This window comes from Actinoallomurus acaciae (assembly GCF_042429965.1).
Lineage (GTDB): Bacteria > Actinomycetota > Actinomycetes > Streptosporangiales > Streptosporangiaceae > Actinoallomurus > Actinoallomurus acaciae.
Window position 1 is genome coordinate 1 of the sequence record NZ_JBHLZP010000570.1, and the last position, 4,942, is coordinate 4,942.

6 protein-coding genes and 1 tRNA gene are annotated in these 4,942 nt (G+C 69.8%); 5 read left to right on the plus strand and 2 right to left on the minus strand.

Going from position 1 to position 4,942, the window contains the following annotated elements:
* On the plus strand, positions 1-419 hold a 419-nt coding region (locus tag ACFFNX_RS42090), incomplete at its 5' end, for a uracil-DNA glycosylase family protein (RefSeq protein WP_378211846.1).
* Here ACFFNX_RS42090 and ACFFNX_RS42095 read toward each other — a convergent pair.
* Positions 416-1,099: an isochorismatase family protein gene (locus tag ACFFNX_RS42095; RefSeq protein ID WP_378211847.1), complete on the minus strand. Its 684-nt coding sequence runs from the start codon at positions 1,097-1,099 to the stop codon at positions 416-418. The genes ACFFNX_RS42090 and ACFFNX_RS42095 overlap by 4 nt on opposite strands.
* A 273-nt stretch (positions 1,100-1,372) precedes the next feature.
* Between ACFFNX_RS42095 and ACFFNX_RS42100 the strand changes: the two genes are divergently transcribed.
* The 3 genes from ACFFNX_RS42100 (at position 1,373) to ACFFNX_RS42110 (ending at position 3,820) form a co-directional block, all read left to right on the plus strand.
* Positions 1,373-2,701, plus strand: coding sequence for an NAD(P)/FAD-dependent oxidoreductase (locus tag ACFFNX_RS42100; RefSeq protein ID WP_378211848.1), 1,329 nt, complete (start codon positions 1,373-1,375; stop codon positions 2,699-2,701).
* A 97-nt stretch (positions 2,702-2,798) separates the two neighbouring features.
* Positions 2,799-2,873, plus strand: a tRNA-Leu gene (locus ACFFNX_RS42105).
* Between the two features lie 164 nt (positions 2,874-3,037).
* The gene (locus tag ACFFNX_RS42110) at positions 3,038-3,820 is read left to right on the plus strand and encodes a Bax inhibitor-1/YccA family protein (protein ID WP_378211849.1); all 783 of its coding nucleotides are present in this window, start codon (positions 3,038-3,040) and stop codon (positions 3,818-3,820) included.
* Positions 3,821-3,839: 19 nt separating this feature from the next.
* Here the strand turns inward: ACFFNX_RS42110 and ACFFNX_RS42115 are convergent, their stop codons facing one another.
* The gene (locus ACFFNX_RS42115) at positions 3,840-4,442 is read right to left on the minus strand and encodes a TetR/AcrR family transcriptional regulator (RefSeq protein WP_378211850.1); all 603 of its coding nucleotides are present in this window, start codon (positions 4,440-4,442) and stop codon (positions 3,840-3,842) included.
* Positions 4,443-4,513: 71 nt separating this feature from the next.
* On the opposite strand from ACFFNX_RS42115, the gene ACFFNX_RS42120 reads away from it, so the two are divergent.
* On the plus strand, positions 4,514-4,942 hold a 429-nt coding region (locus ACFFNX_RS42120), incomplete at its 3' end, for a class I SAM-dependent methyltransferase (RefSeq protein WP_378211851.1).

A 4,942-nucleotide genomic window follows, 5' to 3' on the forward strand; every position in this document is an offset into this window, starting at 1 on the left:
CTCCGCCGGCCAACAAACCGACGCCGGCCGAGCGCGCCACGTGCGCTCCGCCGGCCAACAAACCGACGCCGGCCGAGCGCGCCACGTGCGCTCCGTGGCTGGTCCGGGAGCTGAGGTTCGTGGCCGGAGACGTCCGGGCGATCGTCGTCCTGGGCGGGTACGGCTGGCAGGCGCTGTGGCCGGGGCTGAAGGAGGCGGGCTACGGCACGCCCGCGCGGCGCCCGGCGTTCGGCCACGGGGCGGAGGTCGAGCTCGCGTCCCCGGCCGGCGGAACGGCCCTGCTGATCGGCTGCTACCACCCGAGCCAGCAGAACACCTTCACGGGCCGCGTCACCGAGACGATGCTGGACACGGTCCTGACCCGCGCCCGCACGTACGCCGGCCTGCCGGGCCCCGAGGAGCCCGCGGACAGGCTCTAGGGTGTACCCGGCCGGATCAGGTCGAGGACGTCGGAGGTCGGGCGCACGTCTCCGAAGGATCGGTAGACGGTGTACAGCGTGGCGTTGTGGTCCTGGTCGCGTCGTGCCGCGTTCGCGTCCGCGACCATGATGACCCGGAGCCCGAGGGCGGCGGCGTCGCGAGCCGAGGACTCGCAGCACACGTTGGTGACGGTGCCGCTGATCAGTACGGTGTCGACCCCGCGTTCGGCCAGCAGTCCTGGAAGCGGGCAGTGACCGGGGAAGAAGGCACTGGCCGTCGTCTTCTCGACCAGCACGTCGGCGGGACAGGGCGTCAGCCCGGGCCACAGCCGCCGGGGGAGAGGGCCCGTTCCGCCGGAGGTGCGGTAGGTCTCGGCCACCTCCGGGCCGAAGAACTCATCGCGCACCGGCGTCCGTTCCCCGGTCGCGGGCAGGACCCAGGCGACCGTCCCGCCCGCCGTCCGGAGGGCGTCGGCGAGGCGGCCGATGGTGGGCACGATGCCGCGGCAGTAGGGGTTGCCGGACACGAAGAACGGCACCATGTCGATCACCACCAGCGCGGTGCGCGCCGGGACGAGGTGCGTGAACGCGAACCTGCGGCCACGGCGGGCCTCGTGCCGGGCGTACTCTCGAGGGTCGATCCACCACTGGTGCCGGCGCACCTCGGTATCCGGCGGCACGGCTTCCTCCGGTCTCCGCGACGCGCAGGCGACGGGCGGGGCGGCGGCCAGGAAAGCCCCCGCTTCCCCTGGACGCGCGCCCCGCCCGTCGCTCGCTGATCACTTCCTCCTTCTATGACGCCTCCGCGGGCCCGACGGTTCGATGGTGATTCGATTCACAGGGCCCCGCTCGCCCAGGCGCCCTCCTGGGGAGTACGGTGAAGACAGAGATCGTGAAAATTTTCACAAGCTAACGGTCGAATTTCGGGAAGGGCCATGGGTACCGGATCGAATATGTCGAAACACGTGCTCATCGTCGGTGGCGGCTACGTCGGCATGTACACCGCGCTGCGGCTGCGGAGGAAGATGCGCCGGCAGCTCAAGAGTGGTGAACTCAAGATCACCATTGTCGCCCCGGAGTCCTACATGACCTACCAGCCGTTCCTGCCGGAGGCGGCGGCCGGCAACCTCGAACCCCGGCACGTGGTGGTGTCCCTGCGGCGGGTGCTGCCCGGCGTGACGATCCTCAACGGCCGCGTGACCGCGATCGACCACGCGGGGCGCAGGGCGACCGTCGAGGTCGTGGAGCGTGTCGACGCCGAGCCGTACGAGGTCCGTACGATCGACTACGACACGCTGGTGTTCTGCCCGGGGTCCATCTCGCGGACCCTGCCCATCCCCGGCCTGGCCGAGTGCGGCATCGGCTTCAAGACCGTGGCCGAGGCGATCTTCCTGCGCAACCACGTGCTGCGGCAGCTCGACATCGCGGCCTCCTCGACGCATCCCGAGTCGCGCAGGCAGGCGCTCACCTTCGTCTTCGTCGGTGGTGGCTACGCGGGTGTGGAGGCGCTCGCCGAGCTGGAGGACATGGCGCGCGACGCCCTCAGGTACTACCCGGGCCTGGAGGCGGACTCCATGCGCTGGGTGCTGGTCGAGGCCAGTGACAAGATCCTGCCCGAGGTCGGCGAGGACATGGGCAAATGGACCGTCGAGGCCCTGCGCCGCCGGGGGATCGAGGTGCGGCTCCAGACGCTGCTCAAGTCCGCCGAGAATCGCGAGATCGTCCTCAGCGACGGCGAGAGGTTCGGCGCGGGCACTCTGGTATGGACCGCGGGCGTCAAACCGAACCCACTTGTCAAGAAGACGGATCTGCCGCTGGATGACAGGGATCGGGTCAAGGCCACTGCCGAACTGACCGTGGACGGCGTCGATGACGCCTTCACCGCAGGTGATATCGCGGCGGTGCCCGACCTTACCGAACCGGGGAAGTTCTGTGCGCCGAACGCCCAGCACGCGGTGCGTCAGGCAAAGGTTTTGGGGGACAACCTCGCCGCCGCGCTGCGGGGCCGAGAACTAAAGGCCTACAAACACTCCTATGCCGGATCGGTGGCCAGTCTCGGACTGCACAAGGGGGTTGCGCAGATCTACGGTGTCAAGCTACGGGGGGTGCCCGCGTGGTTCATGCACCGTACGTATCACCTGTCCCGGCTGCCGACCCTGAACCGCAAGGCCCGGGTCACCGCGGACTGGACGCTTGCCCTGTTCTTCAGCCGTGAGGTCGTTTCGCTGGGCACGCTGCAGCGCCCGCGCGAAGAGTTCGAGCTGGCCACGAAGAAATACTGACTAGTATTCGGTCTGAATTTCGGCGGCGATAATAGGAATTCTTGACTGCATTTAGCCTGTGGACCGCTATTGGCGCTCCCCCGGTATGATTGCGTGCGCCCCCGTAGCCCAACAGGCAGAGGCAGACTCCCTAAAAGAGTTGTTCGTGTCGGTTCGACTCCGACCGGGGGCACCGGTCATTGACAGGAGTTGAGCGCTACTTCGACCCTTTTGGTCCAGGTCGTCCTGACAGGGCCTTCGCGTGCCGTACGTCGCGGGCGGCGGTACGTGACAGCGGGAACACCGTACGCGCGGCCGCTCGTTAGGCTGAGCGCAGCAGACGTCTGGAGGCCTTCCATGGAGAGCAGGAACCCTGTCTTCACCCGGCGCGGCGCCTTCGGGCAGCAGTCGGGATACGCCCCCCGCGCGCAGTACCTCGAGGACATGTACAACGCGCCGGCGTACGCCCCGCCGCGCCCCATGACCCTCGACGACGTCGTCGTGCGCTCGTTCCTGACGCTCGGCACGCTCGTCGTGGCCGGCGCGCTGGCGTGGGTGCTCGTGCCGGAGCGCATCGCGGGGCCGGTCTCGCTCGTGGCCCTCCTCGCCGGGGTGGTCTTCTGGGCGATCCTGACGTTCGGCCGCGCGGTCAACCCGGTGCTCGTGCTCGGGTTCGCGGCCTCGTACGGCGTCGCGGTCGGGCTGATCAGCCACCTCTACAACGACGTCTACAACGGCGTCGTGCTCCAGGCGGTGATCGGCACCGCCCTCGCGTTCGGCGCGATGCTGACCGTGTACTCACTGCGCATCGTCCGGGTGACACCGAGGTTCACCCGCTTCGTGATCGCGGCCGGGTTCGCGCTGGTCGGCCTGATGATCCTCAACCTGCTCGTGTCGATCTTCCATGTGGGCGGCATCGGCATCCGGGGCCATGGCCTGCTCGGCGTCGTCTTCAGCGTCGCCGCGATCCTCGTCGGCTGCCTCTACCTGCTGCTGGACTTCAACGCGATCGAGGGCGGGGTCCGCAGCGGCGCGCCGCGCAAGACCGCCTGGCTCGCCGCGTTCGGGCTGACCCTGACCCTGGTGTGGATCTACCTGGAGATGCTCCGCTTCCTGTCCCGCTTCTACAGCCGCAACTGACCCGAGACGGCCGGGCGGTTCACAGCAGCCGCCTCTGCGTGACGTCGGCGATGACCGTGGTCACGACCTTCTCGACGGCTGCGGCATCCGGTCGGGCGCCCTCCCGGCCGGCGAACAGCAGGTGCCCGGCCCCGATCAGCGAGAGTGCGAGCGAGCCGACGTCTGAATCGGCGGCGATGCGGCCCAGCTCGCACTCGTCGGTGAGGTAGGACGCGATCATGGCGGCGGCCTCCGTCATGATCGGGACGCCATGGGCCGGCCCGGCCGCCCGCAGCCGGGCGCGCAGCTCGTCCCGGAAGATGACGAGACTGATGATCCCCACCGCGACCGACTCGAACAGGTCGATCAGCGCGCCGGTGAGGTTACCGGCGACGCTGCCGGTCCCGGCGGACTCGCGCAGGGCGGCGGCCTGGCCCTCGATCCGGGTGATGCGATCTTGCACGAGCTCGGCGAGGAAGGCGTCGAAGTCGGCGAAGTGCCGGTGCAGGACGCCCTTGGCGACACCGGCCTCCGCGGTGACCGCCCGGCTGGTCAGCTCGCTCGGCCCGTCCCGCAGCAGGATGCGTTCGGCGGCGTCGAACAGCTGCCGGCGCGCGTCTCGAATGTGCACCCCGGTCGGCACCGGCCGCCTCCTCCGTCGCTGAACCGCCCCACTCGTTGACCTAGTGGGCACTTGCCCACTAAGGTGGGCGCATGCCCACTGTATCGCGGGAACAACCGTCTCCGTCCGAACGCCCGCCTCGTGAGGCGCATCAAGCCCGCGAGATGGCCGAGTCCTTCGGCGTGGACCCGGAGCGTTATGACCGGGCCCGGCCCCGATATCCCGACGCCCTGGTGGAGCGGATCGTCGCCGCCAGTCCCGGCCCCCGCGTCCTCGACGTCGGCTGCGGCACCGGGATCGAGGCCCGGCAGTTCCAGGCCGCCGGGTGCACGGTGCTCGGCGTCGACCCCGACGCGAGGATGGCCGGGTTCGCCCGGCGGACCGGCGTCGAGGTCGAGGTGGCGACCTTTGAGACGTGGGACCCCGCCGGCCGGGTGTTCGACGCGGTCGTCGCCGGGCAGGCCTGGCACTGGGTGGACCCGGTCGCGGGCGCGGCCAAGGCGGCGCAGGTCCTGCGGCCC